The following is a 19,571-nucleotide window of genomic DNA, read 5'->3' as shown; positions in this document are numbered from 1 at the left end:
TGACTCAGAGCACATCATAATCAAACCGTATCGATCACTACGTTTTGAGTCGATTCGGTTGAGTTCCCTCCAGGAGTGTCAAATGTTGATTGTGACCGGTACCGCCCGGATCGACCCCCTCAGTCGCGCCGAGTTCATCGCTGCGGCAACGGAAATCACCGTCGCCGCCCGGGAAGACGACGGATGTCGGTCCTACGGCTTCTATGCAGATCTCACCGACACCGACACGGTGGTCAGCATCGAGATCTGGCGCGACCGCAGTGCACTCGAGGAACACATGACGCATACCCACACCCAAAACTTCCTGGCGGTGGTCCCCGACTTGATCGTCGGGGAACCCGAGATGTCCGCATACGACGTGCAATAGCTACTCAATTTCTCTACGAAGGAGACGTAACTCGTGAACACACCCCCCACCGGGCGGGTTGCCGTCATCGGCGCCGGACCCGCCGGAATGGCAACCGCCCTTTCGGTTCACCAAGCAGGCCACGAAGTAGTGCTGCTCGAGCGATACAAGCAGGCCCGCCCGGCCGGCAACATCCTCAACCTGTGGCCGCCGCCCATCAAGGCCCTCGGCCTACTGGGAGTCGACATCAGTGACCTCGGCGCACCGTGCGAGTCCGAGTTCCGGAACGCGGGCGGACATCGACGCGTCCGTATCGATCTTCCCCCCGATGTCGTCCGGGACTACGGCGGAGGCTTCATCGGACTGCTCAGACCGGAACTGTACGAGCGCCTGATCGCGGCACTCCCGCCGAACGTCCTGCAGCTCAACCGCAGCGTGGACAGCCTTGATCAGGACGAATCAAGGGTTCGACTCCGGATGACCGATGGCTCCGTCGAGGACGCAGACGTGGTGATCGGTGCAGACGGTATCGATTCGCTCGTTCGTCGCACACTGTGGGGTGACTCCCCCAAGCGTGAGCACAACCTACAAATCTTCGGCGGCTTTACTTACGCCGATGACCTCGGAGCGGAACCCGGACTCTGCGTCGTTTCACACAGCCGCACGGTCCAAGGCGCGTGGACGTCGATCCGCCACAAGGGCCGCAGCGGTTTTCAGTGGTGGGTACTTCACCCCCACGACGCATCCGAGGAATTCACCGGTGACCTGCACGCAAGCGCTGCGGAGTTGGGTAGAGAGTTCGCATTCCCGCTGCCTCAACTGATCGCCGCAACACGGCCCGAGGATGTGCAGCGCTGGCCGATCAGAGATCGTAAGCCCTTGAAGCAATGGTCGAAAGGCCGTGCGACCCTCGTCGGTGACGCTGCGCACCCCACCTCGCCCTACGCGGCGTATGGGGCCGGCATGGCCACCGAGGACGGCTATTTCATCGGTCGCCGACTGGCAGGCGTCGATCTATCGGACTACCAGGCGGTCCGCACGGCACTCGACGCATTCGAGGCCCCTCGTAAACCTCACACCGCGCGTCAGTCGCAGCAGGCGTATGTGCTCGGGCAGATGTTCCATCATGCGCCCAAACCGCTGCAATACGTGCGCGATCAGATCCTGGACCGAACTCCGTTGCTGCAGAAAGTAGTCGGAGAGTCGAGTCCTCGGGAAATTCTGTCGCAGATCGCGCTGATCGACCAAGCAGAACAGACGTTCACGACGGTTGTTCAGTGACGAGCTCGACCGTGCGCCGCCCAACCACACTGTTCATCAGGAGTACTCGATGACCGACTACGCATTCACCCATCTACGCCATGTCGCCCTGGCTGTCCCCGACTACGAGAAGCAACTCGACTTCTTCACCTCCCGGTGGGGACTGTCCGTCGCCGGAACAGACAACGACGTTACCTACCTCGCTGCCGAGGGATCACCCGAGCAGTACGTCGTTCGACTGCGCAAGGACAACGACAAGCGGCTTGACCTGATCTCCTACGGTGCTGCCGACGCTGACTCAGTGGATGCACTGGCTCTCGAACTCGGCCGGGACGGGGTACGGCTGGCGAACGAGCCCGGCGTGCTCCAGACACCGGGAGCGGGATACGGCTTCCGGTTCTTCGACCACGACGGCCGAACCATCGAGGTCTCCGCCGACGTTGCGGTACGCAAGCACCGCAAGGTCGAGGAAGGCGAGTCGATTCCTGTCAAGCTCTCCCACGTCGTAGTCAACACTCCGAACCCTGAAGCGACGGTTGCCTTCTACGAGAAGCACTTCGGGTTCAAGGTCTCGGACATCCTCATGCATCCCCGAATGGGAAAAGTGATGTGGTTCATGCGCACCAACAGTTTTCACCACTCGATGGCGATCGCGCGAGGCCCGCACGTCGCCCTCCATCACGCATCGTTCGAGCTGCGTGGCATCGACGAATACATGCGCGGCACCGGACGGATGCTCCGCGCGGGGGTCGAGAAAGTCTGGGGGCCGGGTCGACACATGGCCGGCAACAACACCTTTTCGTACTTCCTCGACCCCAACGGCAACACGATGGAATACACCACTGAGCTCGAAATTCTCGACGAGGATCTGTGGCACCCGCATCTGTACGACTCCTCCGATCCTGATGTTGCCGACCAATGGGGCACGGCCAACGCGATGGATGAGTTCGTGGCGGCCAAGTCGTTCAACGATGTCGACAAGGGTCTCTTCGTGGCTCCACCGGTGTAGTCGAACCAACCTCTGCGGATATCGATGATCCGAGAGTTACCAAGCAGCAGCCGAATTCCGGACGTGCCAACGGTCGAGATGGCTGCCGGACGTACAAAGTAAGGAATAGACGTGTTCGAGTATTTCCCCGGCAATTACGTGTGGAACCTCGGTGTCGTAGCAGTGCTCAACAGTGGCGGCTATATCGACGAAGTCGACCGTGCCTGCAAGCCTCTGCTGAAAGCAGCAGCACGCGGCGAAGATGCCGGCACCGCAGAACTGCTTGCCTCATGGACCAGCGTCGTCGACCAAGTGATATCCAGCGCAGACGCCGACCACGAGTCGGGGCACAACATCAGCGCCGGCCATGCCTATGCACGAGCCGCGAACTATCTCGTCAACGCCGAAAGAATGCAAAGCGCGGACGCGCCCGACCGGAGCAGCATCTACCGCCGAGTCTTGGAATTGATGACTCGTTCGTTCGAGCTGTCGGACCCGTCCACGAAGCGAGTGGAAATTCCCTACGGGCAAACCTTCCTTCCCGCCTACCTCACTGTTCCGGTAACCGAGGCACAGACCTATCCGTGCATGATCATGTGGAACGGTCTCGACAGCACCAAAGAGCACATGTATCTGTCCGGCTTCGCCGCCGAACTGGCTCAGCGTGGCATTGCCACCTTGATGGTGGATTGCCCGGGGAGCGGCGAAGCGCTCCGTCTGCATGGGCTCACCGCACAGATCGATACCGAAGAATGGGCGACAGCGTGTGTCGACTACCTCGAAAAGTTCGACACGATCGACGCTAGTCGCATCGGAATCGTGGGCTGGTCGTTGGGCGGCTATTTCGCGCCCCGCGCAGCGGCTTTCGAGAAGCGCCTCGCGCTCTGCGTGGCGTGGGGAGCAAATCACGACTGGGGCGCGGTGCAGCGCAGACGCGTCGAACGGGAAGGCGAACTGCCCGTACCGCACTACTGGAAACATGTCATGTGGGTATGGGGAGAATCCGATCGTGACCAGTTTCTCGCGCGCGCCGATTCCGCGAATCTCGACGGCATAGTCGCGCAGATCACGGTCCCATTTCTCGTGGTACACGGCGAAAACGACCGACAAATACCCGTCGAATACGCACACCGCTCGTACTCACAAGCCACCGCCAGCCCTAAACGCGATCTTCGAATCTTCACCGCCGAAGAGGGCGGTGCGGAACACGTCGGACTCGACCACCTGCCCTACGTGAGCAGTTTCGTCGCCGACTGGATACACGACACATTCCACGAACTCGAACAATAAATCCACTCAGCAACCCTGCGCAGTACCAGGCCGAGCCCCGACACAGACGAGCTCGGCACACAACAGAAAGAGAAACCGATGGCATTTGTCTGCTCAGCGACCTGGACCGCCCAAGAATCGACCGCCGACATCGTGCTCGACGCGCTGACCCAGCTCGCACCCGCCTCACGTGACGAACCAGGCTGCCAGGTCTACATCGTCCATCAGGACACGGACCAGCCGACGGTGTTCAAGATCTTCGAGGTATACGACGACGAAGACGCCTTCAAGAAGCACGGCACCTACCCACACTTCGAACAACTGGCGCTGGGCACAGCCATTCCGGCTCTTGCGAAGCGCGAGAGGGTGTTCACCACCGTCCTGGACATCTGACCGACATCGAAACAAAGGCAAAACGTGAAATATGCACGGATCGACGTCGCCGGGACCGAACGGGTCGCCCTGGTCGAGACTGCCGGCGTCGAGCACAACCTGACACTGTTTCCGATCGGGACCGATCTTCTCATCGCAGCCTGCGAGCATCAGGTTCCTCCGACCGACGCACCCGTCGTTGCACTGTCCGACGTTCGCCTCCGCGCACCGCTCATGCCTCGTAGCTTCCGCGACTTCGTCAGCTTCGAGGAGCATGTCGTGGGGGCCTCGGCGATGACAGCCGACCCGGCCTCGGCTGTGGAGTTGTGGCACGAGCAGCCGACGTACCTCTACGGAAGCCCCCACGCGATCATCGACCCTGGGTATCCGGTTGCAGGTCTGCCGGCGAGTTCGCAGCTCGATTTCGAGCTGGAAGTCGGGATCGTCATCGGCAAAGACGGCCGAGATCTGACCCCCGCCGAGGCGTCCGATCACATTGCCGGATATCTCATCGTCAACGACTGGTCGGCGCGAGATGTGCAGAAACACGAGATGCGAGGCGGTCTGGGACCGGCAAAAAGCAAGGACTTCGCTACGACCATCGGCCCATGGTTGGTCACACCGGACGAGCTCGAAGACTGCCGGGTAGGTGACCGCCTCGACCTTCGCATGTCGGTGTTCGTCAACGATTCCGAATTCGGATCCGACAACCTGGCCCACATGGGCTGGTCGTTCGAGGAACTCGTCAGCTATGCCTCTCGTGGGGCCTGGGTTCGCTCCGGCGACCTGATCGCGTCCGGGACTTGTGCAGGTGGATCGCTCGCCGAGGCGTGGGGGCGATCCGGGGCTCTCGATCCGCCCCCGCTGAGCCCAGGTGACGTCGTGGCTATGAAAGTGGATCGGCTGGGATTCTTCTCCAACCCGGTCGTGGCGCCGCCCGCGGAGCGATACAAGACCGTGGCCGCAACTCCACTGCGGGACTTACACACCCTGACAGGAACAACAAAATGAGCGAAGGACGGGTCGACGGGAAAGTCGTTGTCGTCACCGGCGCAGCGCGCGGTCAGGGCGCAGCAGAAGCGTACGCTCTCGCTGCGCAGGGCGCGACGGTGATCGCAACCGACATCTCGTTCGACGAGAAGGCAGAGCTGGATACCGCCGGAACCGGACGAATCATCAATTGCCGGCTCGACGTGACCGATCCGACCGCATGGGCGGCCTTGGCCGACGATGTGCGTACCGAATTCGGTGAGGTACACGGACTGGTGAACAACGCTGGGGCAACACACCGCGCACGGCTACTCGACGTCGAACTCGCCGACTGGGAACGGATGTTCCGCATCAACGCGACCGGGCCGCTTCTCGGCATCCAAGCGATGACACCTCTGATGCACCCCGGTGCCTCTATCGTCACGATCGGAAGCGTTGCGGCCATCACCCCTCACTACACAGTTGCGTACACCGCATCGAAATGGGCAGCGCGAGGTCTGTCGAAAGTCGCCAGTGTCGAACTGGGACCACTGGGCATCCGCGCCAACACAATTCACCCCGGCTATATCGAGACGCCGATGGTGGCGAACGCGCCCAGCGAATTCCGTCAGGCGAATCTCACAGCAAACCCTCTGGGGGTTCTAGGAGTGGTGGACGATGTCGCGCACCTAGTCGTGTACCTGATCAGCGACGAATCTCGATTTGTATCCGGAGCGGAGATCGCCGTCGACGGGGGCTTCTCCAATCAGGCGGGCGTGAAGTTCCTTTCCGATGCAGTGCGCACGAATTCACCCGAAGCAAGCAGAAAGGCAGCTACATGGGCACCCTCGTGAGCATCTCGCCGACAACAGGAGCCGAGGTCGGTCGATGGACATCCCATACAGAGGATGACCTTTCGACCGCGGTCCAGCAGGCGTCCGAAGCGGCCGATCAGTGGCGGTTCTCCAGCTGGGACATACGCGCGGCTCTTCTGCACGCCGTGTCGCACGAACTGTCGTCCCGCAGGGTCACCCTTGCGAACCTGATGGTCGACGAGATGGGAAAGCCCATCTCGGAGGCGCTGAGCGAAATCGACAAATGCGCCGTTGCCGCCGAGTTCTTCGGTGAACATGCCGAGGGGTTTCTGGCCGACAGGCCCGTCGAGACATCAGCCAGCCGTAGCTGGGTCGCGCACGAACCTCTCGGCGTGATCCTTGCTGTCATGCCATGGAACTTTCCGTTCTGGCAGGTGGTCCGGTTCGCTGCGCCTGCGTTGGCAGCGGGAAACGCAGCGCTGCTCAAACACGCGCCCTCGGTCACCGGTTGCGCACTTGCCGCCCAAGAGCTCTTTCGAGCTGCAGCCGCATCCGTCGGTGCCCCCGAGGCACTGTTCACCACGCTGCTGATCGACGAGAGCGATGTGGCAGAGGCGACAACACGCATCATCGACCACCCCTCGGTTGCAGCGATCACTCTGACCGGAAGCGAGCGCGCCGGAATGTCCGTCGCGGCTGCTGCGGCACATGCGTTGAAGAAGTCCGTACTCGAACTGGGTGGATCGGACCCGTTCATCGTTCTCGGTGATGCCGACGTACCCGCTGCAGCACGCGCCGCCGTCAAGTCACGATTTCTCAACGGAGGCCAGAGCTGTCTTGCCGCCAAAAGGTTCATCGTCGCCGAGTCCGTGGCCGATGAGTTCACAGAGATATTTGCACGTCTGACGTCCGAACTGATCGTCGGTGACCCTCATGATCCCGCAACCCAGATCGGTCCCGTCGCACGCATATCCCAGGCCGAAGCGCTACAACAACAGGTCGATACCTCGATCGCGGCCGGAGCGGTAGCCGTCGTCGGCGGCCGGCCGCTGGTTCCGGGAAGCGCCTTCTTCCAGCCGACCATCCTCACCGACGTCACACCCGAGATGGCTGTCTTCAAGGAGGAGACATTCGGTCCCATCGCTGCCGTCGTCCGCGCATCGGATGACGAACATGCTGTCCGCCTTGCCGATACGACCGTATACGGACTCGGTGCAAGCGTGTGGTCGACGAATGTGGACCGCGCACTGGCAGTGGGACGCCGCATCAACTCCGGCGCATTGTTCGTCAATGCAGTGGTGGCCTCGGACCCACGAGTGCCGTTCGGAGGTACGCGCAGAAGCGGGTACGGACGGGAACTGTCGGTCGAGGGTATTCGAGAATTCACCAACGTCCGGACCTTCTGGGTCGACGATTCGACGCCGGATTCGAACGAACAAGGGACAGTGAAGTGACAAACCCACTGCTTGGCTGGTCCGTCGACCCTTCGACCATCAGCACGACCGGACACAGCCTGCGACGGCCGGAGTGCATCCTCGCAGAACGATCGGGCGACCTGTGGATCGCCGATCTCGGCGGAATCGTGCACCTCGACGCGCACGGGACGCAGCGTCTGATCCGTCCTGACGGCGGCGGCCCGTTTGCCCCCGACACCAATCCCAATATCGAAGGCAACGAGGGATACTCACTGCCCAACGGACTGTGCTTCGACACCGACGGCAATTTTATCGTCGCGAACTTCGGTACCAACCGAATCGAACACATCACCCGTGATGGAACCTGGTCCCTTGTCGCCGATCGAGCAACATGGCCGGATGATGTCGTTCGCCCACTGGGCAAAGCGAACTTCCCCAACCTCGATCGAGAAGGGCGACTGTGGTTCTCGGTCACGGCATCGGCGGAAGCGTGGCGCTCCCGCAGTGCTGGCCTGCAACCCGACGGCTACATCGCAGTCATCGACGATTGGAAGCCAGGGATCCACACGGTCGCGCGTGTGGTCGCCACAGGACTGTGTGGGACCAACGAGATGCGCTTCGACGCCGACGGAACGACACTGCTCGTGGCCGAAACCGGTGCAGATCACCTGACCCGATTCACTGTCGAAGCGGGCGGCGTACTGAGCGGCAGAGAAACGTTCGGCCCCGAAAAATTGCACGGCGCACCTGACGGATTCGCGTTCGACGCTCACGGAAACGTGTGGACCACACTGATCGGGCAGGACAAACTCGTTGCCATCACACCAGAAGGTGACCTTCTGACTCTGTGGGAAGACGGTGACCGCGACGCAAAGAACTCCATGCGGACCGGACCGGGAAACCTTGTTGCCACTGTCGGCGGCACCAAGCCCGGGGACGGCCTCGCGCCGCGAATGGCAAGCGTCACCTTCGGAGGCCCCGATCTCCGGACCGTGTACATCGGTTCGCTCGAAGGATCGTCGTTGCCGACATTCAGATCGCCGATACCTGGTGCACCACTACCACATTGGTCTCGAACCACAGCCCACACTGCCTGACACGTCCTAGCAGTCCGCCGCAACTTTTCTTCCAGCACGAAAGCACCCTCATGACCCAAACTGTCCGCGGCGTCATCGCCCGAACCAAGGACGCCGCCGTCGAACTCGTCGACATCGTCATCCCCGACCCCGGCCCCCACGACGTCATCGTCACAATTCAGGCGTGCGGGGTCTGCCACACCGACCTCACCTACCGCGACGGCGGCATCAACGACGAATTCCCGTTCCTGCTCGGCCACGAAGCCGCCGGGATCGTCGAGACCATCGGTGACGCCGTCACACACGTGAGTGTCGGCGACTTCGTCGTCCTCAACTGGCGCGCGGTCTGCGGGGAATGTCGCGCCTGCAAGCGCGGCCGGCCCTGGTACTGCTTCGACACCCACAATGCGTCGAAGAAGATGACCCTCACCGACGGCACCGAACTCACCCCCGCACTGGGCATCGGCTCGTTCGCCGACAAGACCGTCGTCCACGAAAAACAGTGCACACAGGTCGACCCGACCGCCGACCCCGCCGTCGTGGGACTACTGGGCTGTGGTGTCATGGCCGGCCTCGGTGCCGCTGTGAATACTGGCAACGTCGGCCGCGGCGACTCTGTCGCGGTCATCGGGTGCGGCGGCGTCGGCGATGCTGCCATCGCCGGAGCAGCGCTTGCTGGTGCGTCGGTCATCATCGCCATCGACCGCGACGACACCAAACTTGCCTGGGCGAAGGAACTCGGTGCCACGCATACGATCAACGCCTCCCACACTGCCCCCATCGACGCTGTCAAAGAACTCACCGGCGGCCACGGTGCCGATGTCGTCATCGACGCCGTCGGGCGTCCGGAAACCTGGAAACAGGCCTTCTACAGTCGCGATCTCGCCGGCACCGTGGTCCTCGTCGGCGTCCCCACCCCGAATATGCGCGTCGAGATGCCGCTGCTCGACTTCTTCTCTCACGGCGGATCATTGAAGTCATCGTGGTACGGCGACTGCCTGCCCGAACGCGACTTCCCCACACTGGTCGAACTGTACATCCAAGGCCGCCTCCCGCTGGAGAAATTCGTCACCGAACGCATCGACCTCGGCGACGTCGAAAAAGCCTTCGACCGTATGCACGCCGGCGAAGTCCTGCGATCGGTCGTGGTCCTGTGACCGTCGAAACCCTGGTCGACGCACACGGAGTACGGATCGAGCGGGTCGTCACCTCAGGAGTCTTCGCACTCGACGGCGGCACCTGGGAGGTGGAGAACAACATCTACCTCATCGGTGACGACACCGACGTCGTCGTCATCGATGCCGCCCACACCGCCGGACCGATCATCGACGCGGTCGCTGGTCGCCACGTCAACGCGGTTCTGTGCACCCACGGCCACAACGATCACGTCACCGTCGCTCCCGAACTCGGCCACGAGCTCCACGCGCCGATCGTGCTGCACCCCGGTGACGACGTCCTGTGGAAGCAGTCGCATCCCGACGTCGCCCATTGGACCCTCGACGACCACCAGCGGATCGCCGTGGCCGGCACCGATATTCAGGTCATACACACACCCGGCCACTCCCCCGGCTCGGTGTGCCTCTATCTCCCCGAGGTCGGTGTCCTGTTTTCCGGAGACACACTCTTCTCCGGCGGCCCCGGTGCCACCGGGCGGTCGTACTCCGACTTCCCCACCATCATCGGATCGATTCGCGACCGACTCTTTACCCTGCCGGAGGAGACCACTGTCTACACCGGACACGGCGACGCCACCACCATCGGCACCGAATCACCCCACCTCGCCCACTGGATCGCCCGCGGCACCTGAACCCGCCCGATGCTCCTGCATCGGGCGGGATTGCTGGACCATCGTCTTTACCGCCGGGTGATGCGGACGGGGATCGATTCCCATGACCGCAGCGTGTTGTTCAGGTGCCGTGAGGCGGGTGCGGCGGGTTCGATCGTCTCGATGCGCGCCGCGAGTGCGGCCAGGAGAGCTTCGGCTTCGAGGCGGGCGACGTGCTGGCCGACGCACTGGTGGATTCCCATTCCGTAGCCGACGTGTCCTGATGGGTTTCGTGTGATGTCGAACGCGTCGGGATCGGTCCACCGGCGCGGGTCGCGGTTCGCGGATCCGAGGAACATCAGGATCTTGCGCCCACTGGGGATCTCCGTGCCCTCTATGTCGATGTCGGAGGTCGCAGTTCGAAAGAACGTCTGAACCGGTGACTCCCACCGCACGGCCTCGTCGAATGCGGTCTTGGCCAGCGTCGAAGGGTTCTCCCGTAGTCGTGCCCATTGAAGTGGATTGTTGGCGAAGGCATACAGGACTGCAGCGAGTCCGTTGACCGTCGTGTCGACGCCGGCCGAGAGCAGCGAGCGCACGATCAGCGGGGCTTGCTCGTGGGTGATGTCCCCACGGTCGGCCGCCGCCCAGATCTCTGCACCGAACCCGTCGTCGGAGAGTGCATCACGCGTGCACTGGGCATTGACCCAACCGGACAGTTCCGCAACGCGAGGAGCGCCTTTCTCCACCAACGAATTCACCGGCCCGAAGGCGTTGAACAAGTGATCGCCGTACGGCAGCAAATTCTCCCGCCCGGCGTCCGGAATTCCGACTGCGTCGGGAAACACGCGCAGCGGGAATGCTGCGGCGAGTGCCGATACGGCATCGAATTCGGTGTGCGCGTCGAGAACCTGGTCGACGAGGATTTCGGCGTCGACCATCCACGACGCTCGCAGTTTGGTCAGGGCCCGTGGCCCGAGGACCTTGCTGAGAACTGCGCGTGGAGCATCGTGGTGCGGAGGGTCGGTCTCGAGCAGCAAACTCGGTGGTCGCCAGGGAGTTTCGTATCGGAAGTTGCTCAGCCCGACTCCGGCGGCGGACTGAAAGCCCTGCCAGTCGGTGAGTGCGGCATGGACTTGTTCGTATCGGCCCATCGCGAAGACGTCGTAGCGGTTGAGGTAGACCACGGGTCCGGCCTCGCGCAGAGCGGATTGAAACGGTAGCGGGTCGTGCAGCACATCGAGAGCGAAGGGGTCGGCGTGGCTGACCGGTGCATCGGTGGTCGGGACGGCAGTGCTCATGTGTGTTGTTCCTTGCGTATCGGAAGTGTCAGAGATCGAGGACGAGGCGGTCGGAGCAGGATCGGGATACGCAGATGAACATGCAGTCGGCGTTGTCGCGTTCGGAATCGTCGAGGATCGAATCTCGATGATCGGGCTGCCCTGCCAATACCGTTGTCTCGCATGTCCCGCAGGTGCCCTCGCGGCAGGAAGACAGGACGGTGACGCCGGCCTTCTGTACGGCGTCGAGAACGCTGCCGTCCGGGGTGACTGTGACCACGAGGCCCGAACGAGCGAGTTCTAGCTCGAACGGAACAGTCCGCACCGGCGCGGACTGCCGTTTGGGAACGAAACGTTCCATCCGCAGTTTGCCCACCAGCCAGCCGCTGCACCCGGTCTCGACGGCATCGAGGAGCGGTTCGGGGCCGCACACGTAGACCTTGGTGTCATCGGCGGCTGCGGCACCGAGCCAGGTAGGCAGATCGAGCAAGCCCACCTCGTCCTGCGGGGCGAGGACCACACGGTCTCCGTAGAAGGAGAGTTCGTCCAGAAAGCCCATCGAGGTTCGAGTGCGTCCGCCGTACAGCAGGGTCCACTCGATGCCCATAAGTTCTGCCTGCGCGATCATCGGGATCAATGGAGTGATGCCGATCCCTCCGGCGACGAACAAGTACCTCGGTGCAGGGACCATCGGAAAATTGTTGCGTGGACCCCCGACCCCGACCGAATCACCGACAGCCAGAACGTCGTGGACGAAGGCCGATCCACCCCGTCCGGCAGGCTCACGCAGAACCCCGATGCGGTAGCTGCGCGGGTCCCACCGATCACCGCACAGCGAATACTGACGGGTCACACCCGTCGGCAGTATCAGGTCGATATGTGCTCCCGGTGCCCAATCCGGCAGCCGTCTGCCGTCGGGATGAGTCAGTGTAAGCGCCACGACGCCCTGCGAGACAACCTCTTTCGCTGTGACCGTCAGGGCGGAATCAGTACGTGTCTCGGCGCTGACCCCGCCCGTGTCGACGTACGCGGTGCTCTCGGACATCTGCAGCTCCTCGATCTCTTGTGTTGATCGAGAATCACCCAGACGGCACCGGACCGGCTACGGCATTCTCAACCATTGAGAGAGATTCTGTGCCGCGGGTCACGATTGGCCGGGTATCGAGGCGGACATCACGCGAGTGACGCCGCGGCCCGCCGCTTGAAGGGCAGGTATCAGCGACCGCGCGGCATCGTCGTTGGGCACGATGACCGACAACGCCGCAACGACTGTCTGATCGGCATTCCGCACCGGCACAGCTATTCCAGTTGTTTCTGGGTAGATGTGTCCGGCACAGAACGCGAAGCCCTGCCGCCGCACTTCAGCCAGGATGGCACGAAGTTCCCGACCCGTCCGCACTGTCCGATCCGTGAACACCTTCAACGGTGCACCGATCGCGCGCTCTTGCTGCTCCTGCGGCGAGTTCGCCAGCAAGACCAGGCCGGAAGACGACGCATGTAGGGGTAAGCGGCCAGCAATTCTCGAATAGTTGACCGCCGCTTTCGGCGCGGTGAGCCGCTCCACGAACAGCACTTCGCCGCCTTCCATCACGCCCAATTGGGTGTGATGACCGATCACCGCGTGCAGATCCTCCATGAACGGCATAGCTGCCTGGCGCAGTCCGACCGTCGAGGAAGCCCGTGACACGACCTCCCACAGCCGAACCCCGATGCGAACCTGTCGGCCCTCGCGCTCGAGCCACCCCGTCCCCACAAGCTCTTCGATCAACCGAGAGGCAGTGGCAATGTGCAACCCGGAGCGCCGCGCGATGTCGGTGACAGTCAAGCTTCGATCATCGAGACCGAACGACTCGATCACGCGAACTCCGCGAGCCAACACCGACTCACCTGTGGCAACCCGCGACATAACACCTCACCCCGTTCCCTGGTGGGATGACGGACCGCCGCGGTTGGCGTGTCCGAACCCTGCCCAGCTTCATGTACAGGATGCACGGTGCGGGAAGCTCAACTAAACCTTTGAGAAGGATTGCATGCAAGCGCTATCCGCGGAGGAGTTTCGATAGGTCGTCCAGGACGGTGGCATCTTCGATGGTCGAAGGCACTGTGTATGTTTCGTTGTCGGCGATCTGACGCATGGTCTTTCTTAGGATTTTTCCTGAGCGAGTCTTCGGTAGCGCCGACACAATAGTCACGTCTCGGAAGGTTGCGACCGCGCCGATCTGATCGCGAACACGGGCCACCAGCTCCTGGCGCAGAGTTTCCGGATCTATGCTCACACCGGATTTGAGCACGACGTATCCGCTGGGTCGTTGCCCTTTCAGGTCGTCGTGAATGCCGATGACGGCGCATTCGGCGACCGCGGGATGCCCGGCGACCACAGCCTCCATACTTCCCGTCGAAAGACGGTGTCCGGCAACATTTATCACGTCGTCGCTGCGGCCGAGAACGAAGACGTAGTTGTCCTCGTCGATGAATCCGGAGTCGCCGGTGAGATAATAGCCTTCGAATGTCGACAGGTAGGACTTCACGTAACGGTCCTCGTCGCGCCACAGACCGGCGAGTGTGCCGGGGGGAAGCGGCAGGCCGATCACGATGTTGCCCTCGGTGCCCGGTCCGACGAGGGCGCCCTCGCTGTCGACTATTTCGACGCGGTATCCAGGGCATGCGACCGTAGGTGAACCTGCCTTGATTTCCATGGGTTCGAGACCGCGCAAGTTTGCGCAGATGGCCCACCCGGTTTCGGTCTGCCACCAGTGATCGATCACTGGGCGATCGAGTACGCGGGTCGCCCACGCGTAAGTATCCGGATCCAAGCGCTCGCCCGCGGCGAAGAGTGTGTCGAGCGAGGAAATATCGTACTTGGAAAGCTCTTCCGCGTTCGGGTCCGCCTTGCGGACGGCGCGTATCGCGGTAGGAGCGGTGAACAGTGCCGACACCTTGTAGTCGGAAATGATCCGCCAGAATGCGCCGGCATCGGGGGTACCTACGGGCTTGCCCTCGTACATGACCGTAGTAGCTCCGGCGAGCAAGGGGCCGTACACGATGTACGAATGGCCGACCACCCAACCGACGTCGGACGCGGTCCACCACACCTGGCCGGGGCTGATGTCGTACAGGTTCTTCATTGTCCACGTCAGGGCGACGGCGTGGCCACCGTTGTCCCGGACGACGCCCTTGGGCTTGCCGGTCGTGCCGGAGGTATAGAGGATATAGAGTGGGTCCGTCGCTGCCACTGACACGGGATCCGCTGGCGTGGCGCCTGCGATCAGCTCATCCCAATCGAACCAAGCTGCGGTGCTCGACTGGTACTCAGCGGCTGTGCCCGAAATCTGCTCACGATTCTTCACGATGACCGTGTGGGCGGGAGTTGAGGACAGTTGCAGGGCCTTCTCGACCATCGGCAGGTACTCGATGGTTCGTGTGGGCTCTAGGCCGCCGGACGCCGTGACCAATACCACCGGCCCTGCGTCGTCAATGCGTGTGGCAAGCTCCTTGGCGGCGAAACCGCCGAATACTACCGAATGTACAGCGCCGATACGCGCACACGCGAGCATCGCGATCGCGGCCTCGGGGATCATCGGCATGTAGATGATGACCCGATCACCCGCCACCACACCCTGAGCTTTCAGAACACCGGCGAACAGCGAGACCTGCTCTAGCAGTTCCGAGTACGTGTACGTCGCTTTGGTGGGAACCATCGCGGAGTCGAAGATCAGGGCAGCCTGATCACCGCGGCCGTCGCGCACATGCCGATCGAGGGCATTGAAGCTGGTGTTCAGCGACGCATCCGGAAACCAGCGATAGATCGGTGCGGCCGAATCGTCGAGAGCTTGGGTGGGCGCAGAATCCCAATCGACGGCTCGCGCAGCATCGAGCCAGAACCTCTCCGGATTAACAATGCTTTCGCGGTAGGCGTCCAGGTACGTGGTGTGGGACGTCTGCTCCTTGGAGCTCATCGATGTGTTTCCTCTCGGATTCGCCTACTCGTGATGAGTCGGGAGTGGGGTAATTGGGGGCGGACCGCGGTACTGGCCGGACAGCCCCGCGCGGCAGTGAGCGATAGATGCGGAGAATGGGGTGTCCGTGGGTGGACCAGTGTGACGCCCACCCCGCTCGTCCGTGCCATTTCGGCGCAACATCGGGACGTTCTCCCGCCTGTGGACTCGCACGGATACCAGAGACGGTGGGAGCAGCATGCTCACCGATAACGAATGCTGCTCCCACCGCCCGGCATTCCTCTGCCCAGTGGGCAATGCGTGACATCGTCGGCATACAGAGAGATCGTGCTGTCGTAACGCTAGCTCTCCGAGTGGATGCCGGGTACGGGGCAGGCGTCGACCGCCTCGGCGACCACCTGCGGCTCGGCGGACGGGGCTGGCCGCCAGCCCAGCTCCCACCGCTCACCGACGACGACGTCTTCCGATGCGAGGCTGGTGTTCTCCTCGGGCGTGAAGGCGCGGGCCCGGCTGAGGAACCGTATCCCCTCCGAGCTTTCGACGCTGAAACCCGACCCACGACCCGGTGCGACGTCGAGCACCAGCTGCGTATGCTTCCACGCCTCGAACTGCGAACCGGAAATCCACACCGGAACCGCGTCGGCGCCCTCGGGGCGCGTCGGCGACATCTCACCGACGCCGAGACGGAGGTCCAGGACGCCAAGCAGCACGTCCCGGTCCCCCACGATGAACTCGCCGTCCGGGTAACACATCGGCGCCGAACCGTCACAACATCCACCCGACTGATGCATCATCAGCGCGCCGTGGATACCGCCGAGGCGGCGGAGCAACTCCACCGCCCCTGCGGTTGCCTTCAGGCGCACGGGCGCCCGAACCGCGTCCATCAGAAGAAGCCCTGAGCCTTCGCGGCGTAACTGACCAGCAGGTTCTTGGTCTGCTGGTAGTGCCCGAGCATCATCAGGTGGTTCTCACGGCCGATGCCGGACTGCTTGTAGCCGCCGAAGGCGGCGTGCGCCGGGTACTGATGGTACGTGTTGGTCCACACCCGGCCGGCCTGAATTTCACGGCCCGCACTGTAGGCGACTCCGCCGTCACGCGACCACACACCGGCTCCCAGCCCGTACAGGGTGTCGTTGGCGATCTCGATGGCCTGCTCGTAATCCTTGAACGAGGTGACCGACACCACGGGCCCGAAAATCTCCTCCTGGAAGATCCGCATCTTGTTCTGCCCGGTGAAGACGGTCGGCTGAACATAATACCCGCCCGACAGATCGCCGCCGAGCTCCGCGCGCTCACCACCGGTGACGACCTTGGCGCCCTCACCCTTGCCGATCTCGATGTAGGACAAGATCTTCTCGAGCTGATCATTGGACGCCTGCGCGCCGATCATCGTGTCGGTGTCGAGCGGGTCACCCTGACGTACCGCCTTGGTGCGGATGGCGGCCATCGCCAGGAACTCATCGAAGATGTCCTCCTGAATCAGCGCACGGGATGGGGCGGTGCACACCTCGCCCTGGTTGAAGGCGAACATCGTGAAGCCCTCGAGCGCCTTGTCCTGAAAGTCGTCGTTGGCGGACAACACATCCGAGAAGAAGATGTTGGGACTCTTGCCACCCAGCTCGAGGGTGACCGGAATCAAGTTCTGCGAGGCATACTGCATGATGAGCCTGCCTGTGGTGGTCTCGCCCGTGAACGCGATCTTCCTGATCCGGGGGCTCGACGCCAACGGCTTACCCGCTTCGACACCGAAGCCGTTGACAATGTTCACCACACCTGCAGGCAAAAGATCACCGATAATTGAAACCAGGTGCAGTATCGATGCCGGAGTCTGCTCGGCAGGCTTGAGCACTACCGCGTTCCCGGCGGCCAATGCCGGCGCCAGCTTCCACACGGCCATCAGGATGGGGAAGTTCCATGGAATGATTTGGCCGACCACGCCGAGCGGCTCATGGAAGTGGTAGGCGACGGTGTCCTTGTCGATTTCCGACAGCGCCCCCTCCTGCGCCCGAATTGCCCCGGCGAAGTAGCGAAAGTGATCCACAGCCAACGGAATGTCTGCGTTCAGGGTCTCGCGGATCGGCTTGCCATTGTCCCAGGACTCGGCGAGCGCGATGGATTCGAGGTTCTCCTCGATGCGGTCGGCGATCTTGTTGAGGATGATCGCCCGCTCGGCCGCGGACGTCTTGCCCCAAGCCGGTGCCGCGGCGTGAGCGGCGTCGAGCGCGAGCTCGATGTCCTCCGACGTGGACCGGGCAACCTCGCAGAACGGCTGACCGGTAACGGGTGTCGGATTCTCGAAGTACTGGCCCTTGACGGGCGCAACCCATTGGCCACCGATCCAGTTGTCATAGCGCGATTGAAAAGACATGACAGCCTCGGACGAACCCGGGCGGGCATATACGGTCATCTAAAACTCCCTGATGTCATAAAACAAGTGAAACGTATATCGTCGAACGACGGGCCGTTGTACCCGGTGAGGCGAGCTCCCGGTCATGACTCAGAACAATACTCAGCACCCGCTGCAACTAGGTCGCATACAGGCGGGGCGGTCAACTCGGTACGAATCAGACCTCGTACCCGAACGAACGCTGACGAATGCCAACCAGCAGCAAAGCCGTCGCGACCGATCGCCGGACCATCAAGGCTTCGTCAAGAAATTGGCACCCGCAGCGTCGACTGAATAGCGGCCCGAAATCAGGCGTCGAACTTCGCGCACGATGCCAGTACATATCCGCGGAGTTCACCGGGCTCCCTAAACAGCAGTTCAAGTCTCGGGTGTCAGGCGTGAGTATATCCGGGTTCCGGGAGGAAACACTGCAGCTTGTTTCCTAGAACGACTTCAACCAGACACTTGTTGCAACTGGAACACTTTCCCGGGTCCTCCCTTCCCGCGACAACTTCATTGGGGAAGTCCGGTTCCGCAGCGAGAACCCTTGCTAGAGACAGCATATCGGCGGTCCCTTCTTTGATGATCTGATTCATCGTCGCGGGATACTTGTGACCGCCCGTGAGGATCAAGGGAGTATCGCCACAGAGGGGCTTCAGGGCGAGCGCATGGTCATACCAATACGCTTCCTCGAACTTGACCGAGTCCCTTATTCCATACAACACGTCGACCAGTTCGGCGGAGATGCCCTCGACCGACCCGCCAATGCCCTTCCTCAGGGTTCCGATCGGAATTTCTCCCCGTGTCATCATGAAAACGTTGTCTACGATCGTGCCGCCACTGATCTCAATGGCGTCGACAAGTTTGGCCACTTCCGGGATAAATATTTTGGCTTCGTCGAGATTGATTCCGTCGTCCCAGGGTTCTTCGACGGAAATCTTGGTCCAGACAAGCATCTCTGGCCCGACCGCTTCCCTGACCGCCCGGAACGTCTCCTCGAAGAACTTGAACCGCTTTTCGGGAGTACCGCCCCACGCGTCGGTTCGCATGTTGGTGTGCGGTGACAAAAACTGCGCCAACATGTAGCCGTGGGCGGCGTTGGGCAGCACGATATCGAATCCGGCTTCCTTCGCCCTCGCTGCAGCAGCGGCCTGGTCTTCGACAGCCTGCCAGATCTCGGCCTCGGTCATCTCCCGACACGCAGCCTGGTAGAGCGGACTCGGCCCCATCGCAGACGGACCCATTACTGCCTCTGCGTCTGAGAAGAACAGATTGGGATTAGCCTGCCGCCCGGCGGCCGCCAGCTGCAGACCCGCTACCGCACCATGCGAATGGATTATCTCCGCCAATTTGGTTAGGCCGGGAATGTGGCTGTCACTGTACGAGCCGGCCTGGTAAGGCATACAGCGAGGCAGGCAGACATTGGTGTAGCCGGGAAAAATACAAGCAGCACCGCCGGCGGCCTGTCGTGCAATCCAGTCTTCCAGCTCGGGTGTCACCTCTCCCCGCTCCGTTGCCATACCCTCATACATGCCCGAGCGCATCATCCGGTTCTTGAACGTCACCCCCCTCATCTCGATCGGTGAAGAAAGTTCCTCCCACTTCGGTTGTGTCGACATCGTGACTCCTTTTTCATTCTCGGTGATCCTGAGGGAAGACGCAGAAACTGGTAGT

The 19,571-nt window shown here is 62.1% G+C and carries 18 protein-coding genes; 11 read left to right on the top strand and 7 right to left on the bottom strand.

Features of this window, described 5'->3' with window-relative positions; all coding sequences use genetic code 11:
• The first annotated feature begins 82 nt into the window (after window positions 1-82).
• The 11 genes from WDS16_RS27505 to WDS16_RS27455 all read left to right on the top strand — a co-directional run bounded on the left by WDS16_RS27505 (window position 83) and on the right by WDS16_RS27455 (window position 10,317).
• Window positions 83-367, top strand: a complete 285-nt coding sequence (locus WDS16_RS27505) for a putative quinol monooxygenase (protein ID WP_338889370.1) — start codon at window positions 83-85, stop codon at window positions 365-367.
• Between the two features lie 33 nt (window positions 368-400).
• Entirely contained in the window at window positions 401-1,627 is a 1,227-nt protein-coding gene (locus tag WDS16_RS27500) for an NAD(P)/FAD-dependent oxidoreductase (RefSeq protein ID WP_338889367.1), read from the top strand.
• A 49-nt stretch (window positions 1,628-1,676) separates the two neighbouring features.
• The gene (locus WDS16_RS27495; RefSeq protein WP_338889365.1) at window positions 1,677-2,615 is read left to right on the top strand and encodes a VOC family protein; all 939 of its coding nucleotides are present in this window, start codon (window positions 1,677-1,679) and stop codon (window positions 2,613-2,615) included.
• A gap of 111 nt (window positions 2,616-2,726) precedes the next feature.
• The gene (locus tag WDS16_RS27490; RefSeq protein ID WP_338889362.1) at window positions 2,727-3,884 is read left to right on the top strand and encodes an alpha/beta hydrolase family protein; all 1,158 of its coding nucleotides are present in this window, start codon (window positions 2,727-2,729) and stop codon (window positions 3,882-3,884) included.
• A gap of 78 nt (window positions 3,885-3,962) precedes the next feature.
• Complete coding sequence (locus WDS16_RS27485) at window positions 3,963-4,256, top strand: putative quinol monooxygenase (RefSeq protein WP_338889360.1); 294 nt, start codon at window positions 3,963-3,965, stop codon at window positions 4,254-4,256.
• Between the two features lie 24 nt (window positions 4,257-4,280).
• The gene (locus WDS16_RS27480; protein ID WP_338889357.1) at window positions 4,281-5,246 is read left to right on the top strand and encodes a fumarylacetoacetate hydrolase family protein; all 966 of its coding nucleotides are present in this window, start codon (window positions 4,281-4,283) and stop codon (window positions 5,244-5,246) included.
• Complete coding sequence (locus tag WDS16_RS27475; RefSeq protein ID WP_338889355.1) at window positions 5,243-6,058, top strand: SDR family NAD(P)-dependent oxidoreductase; 816 nt, start codon at window positions 5,243-5,245, stop codon at window positions 6,056-6,058. The genes WDS16_RS27480 and WDS16_RS27475 overlap by 4 nt, the downstream gene beginning before the upstream one ends.
• Entirely contained in the window at window positions 6,043-7,473 is a 1,431-nt protein-coding gene (locus tag WDS16_RS27470) for an aldehyde dehydrogenase family protein (protein WP_338889354.1), read from the top strand. Before WDS16_RS27475 ends, WDS16_RS27470 begins: the two co-directional genes overlap by 16 nt.
• Window positions 7,470-8,531, top strand: coding sequence for an SMP-30/gluconolactonase/LRE family protein (locus tag WDS16_RS27465; RefSeq protein WP_338889352.1), 1,062 nt, complete (start codon window positions 7,470-7,472; stop codon window positions 8,529-8,531). The genes WDS16_RS27470 and WDS16_RS27465 overlap by 4 nt, the downstream gene beginning before the upstream one ends.
• A gap of 50 nt (window positions 8,532-8,581) precedes the next feature.
• A complete protein-coding gene (locus WDS16_RS27460; RefSeq protein ID WP_338889351.1) occupies window positions 8,582-9,667 on the top strand; it encodes an S-(hydroxymethyl)mycothiol dehydrogenase in 1,086 nt (361 codons plus the stop codon).
• Window positions 9,664-10,317, top strand: coding sequence for an MBL fold metallo-hydrolase (locus tag WDS16_RS27455; protein ID WP_338889349.1), 654 nt, complete (start codon window positions 9,664-9,666; stop codon window positions 10,315-10,317). The genes WDS16_RS27460 and WDS16_RS27455 overlap by 4 nt, the downstream gene beginning before the upstream one ends.
• Window positions 10,318-10,364: 47 nt before the next feature.
• On the opposite strand, the gene WDS16_RS27450 is transcribed toward WDS16_RS27455, so the two are convergent.
• The 7 genes from WDS16_RS27450 to WDS16_RS27420 all read right to left on the bottom strand — a co-directional run bounded on the left by WDS16_RS27450 (window position 10,365) and on the right by WDS16_RS27420 (window position 19,516).
• Window positions 10,365-11,576, bottom strand: a complete 1,212-nt coding sequence (locus tag WDS16_RS27450; protein WP_338889347.1) for a cytochrome P450 — start codon at window positions 11,574-11,576, stop codon at window positions 10,365-10,367.
• Window positions 11,577-11,604: 28 nt separating this feature from the next.
• Entirely contained in the window at window positions 11,605-12,600 is a 996-nt protein-coding gene (locus WDS16_RS27445) for a PDR/VanB family oxidoreductase (RefSeq protein WP_338889345.1), read from the bottom strand.
• Window positions 12,601-12,699: 99 nt separating this feature from the next.
• Complete coding sequence (locus tag WDS16_RS27440) at window positions 12,700-13,461, bottom strand: IclR family transcriptional regulator (protein WP_338889342.1); 762 nt, start codon at window positions 13,459-13,461, stop codon at window positions 12,700-12,702.
• 133 nt (window positions 13,462-13,594) lie between these two features.
• Window positions 13,595-15,511: a propionyl-CoA synthetase gene (locus WDS16_RS27435; protein ID WP_338889340.1), complete on the bottom strand. Its 1,917-nt coding sequence runs from the start codon at window positions 15,509-15,511 to the stop codon at window positions 13,595-13,597.
• A gap of 341 nt (window positions 15,512-15,852) precedes the next feature.
• Window positions 15,853-16,395, bottom strand: a complete 543-nt coding sequence (locus WDS16_RS27430) for a DUF779 domain-containing protein (protein WP_338889339.1) — start codon at window positions 16,393-16,395, stop codon at window positions 15,853-15,855.
• Window positions 16,395-17,918, bottom strand: coding sequence for an aldehyde dehydrogenase family protein (locus tag WDS16_RS27425; protein ID WP_338889337.1), 1,524 nt, complete (start codon window positions 17,916-17,918; stop codon window positions 16,395-16,397). The genes WDS16_RS27430 and WDS16_RS27425 overlap by 1 nt, the downstream gene beginning before the upstream one ends.
• Before the next feature lie 371 nt (window positions 17,919-18,289).
• Window positions 18,290-19,516, bottom strand: coding sequence for an NADH:flavin oxidoreductase (locus WDS16_RS27420; RefSeq protein WP_338889335.1), 1,227 nt, complete (start codon window positions 19,514-19,516; stop codon window positions 18,290-18,292).
• Between the last annotated feature and the right edge of the window lie 55 nt (window positions 19,517-19,571).

This window comes from Rhodococcus sovatensis (assembly GCF_037327425.1).
Lineage (GTDB): Bacteria > Actinomycetota > Actinomycetes > Mycobacteriales > Mycobacteriaceae > Rhodococcoides > Rhodococcoides sovatense.
The sequence above is the reverse complement of the archived record's forward strand: the minus strand, read 5'-3'. Positions and strand labels throughout refer to the sequence as shown.

Bases quoted from the DNA above. Each gene is read 5' to 3' on its own strand.
- WDS16_RS27485 (WP_338889360.1), top strand. From the start codon at position 3,963: ATGGCATTTGTCTGCTCAGCGACCTGGACCGCCCAAGAATCGACCGCC.
- WDS16_RS27440 (WP_338889342.1), bottom strand. From the start codon at position 13,461: ATGTCGCGGGTTGCCACAGGTGAGTCGGTGTTGGCTCGCGGAGTTCGC.
- WDS16_RS27505 (WP_338889370.1), top strand. From the start codon at position 83: ATGTTGATTGTGACCGGTACCGCCCGGATCGACCCCCTCAGTCGCGCC.
- WDS16_RS27420 (WP_338889335.1), bottom strand. From the start codon at position 19,516: ATGTCGACACAACCGAAGTGGGAGGAACTTTCTTCACCGATCGAGATG.
- WDS16_RS27435 (WP_338889340.1), bottom strand. From the start codon at position 15,511: ATGAGCTCCAAGGAGCAGACGTCCCACACCACGTACCTGGACGCCTAC.
- WDS16_RS27495 (WP_338889365.1), top strand. From the start codon at position 1,677: ATGACCGACTACGCATTCACCCATCTACGCCATGTCGCCCTGGCTGTC.
- WDS16_RS27470 (WP_338889354.1), top strand. From the start codon at position 6,043: ATGGGCACCCTCGTGAGCATCTCGCCGACAACAGGAGCCGAGGTCGGT.
- WDS16_RS27425 (WP_338889337.1), bottom strand. From the start codon at position 17,918: ATGACCGTATATGCCCGCCCGGGTTCGTCCGAGGCTGTCATGTCTTTT.
- WDS16_RS27430 (WP_338889339.1), bottom strand. From the start codon at position 16,395: ATGGACGCGGTTCGGGCGCCCGTGCGCCTGAAGGCAACCGCAGGGGCG.
- WDS16_RS27450 (WP_338889347.1), bottom strand. From the start codon at position 11,576: ATGAGCACTGCCGTCCCGACCACCGATGCACCGGTCAGCCACGCCGAC.
- WDS16_RS27445 (WP_338889345.1), bottom strand. From the start codon at position 12,600: ATGTCCGAGAGCACCGCGTACGTCGACACGGGCGGGGTCAGCGCCGAG.
- WDS16_RS27460 (WP_338889351.1), top strand. From the start codon at position 8,582: ATGACCCAAACTGTCCGCGGCGTCATCGCCCGAACCAAGGACGCCGCC.
- WDS16_RS27475 (WP_338889355.1), top strand. From the start codon at position 5,243: ATGAGCGAAGGACGGGTCGACGGGAAAGTCGTTGTCGTCACCGGCGCA.